At 55.7% G+C, this 255-nt stretch carries 1 rRNA gene; it reads left to right on the forward strand.

The window, feature by feature from the left end:
- Positions 1-255 (forward strand): 16S ribosomal RNA (locus tag KJS63_RS25950); the annotation flags it as partial.

Here is a 255-nt window from a genome sequence, read left to right on the forward strand (position 1 = left end):
GAGGCAGCAGTAGGGAATCTTCCGCAATGGACGAAAGTCTGACGGAGCAACGCCGCGTGAGTGATGAAGGTTTTCGGATCGTAAAGCTCTGTTGCCAGGGAAGAACGTCCGGTAGAGTAACTGCTATTGGAGTGACGGTACCTGAGAAGAAAGCCCCGGCTAACTACGTGCCAGCAGCCGCGGTAATACGTAGGGGGCAAGCGTTGTCCGGAATTATTGGGCGTAAAGCGCGCGCAGGCGGCTACTTAAGTCTGG

It is taken from the genome of Paenibacillus sp. J22TS3, assembly GCF_018403205.1.
Classification (GTDB): domain Bacteria; phylum Bacillota; class Bacilli; order Paenibacillales; family Paenibacillaceae; genus Fontibacillus; species Fontibacillus tuaregi.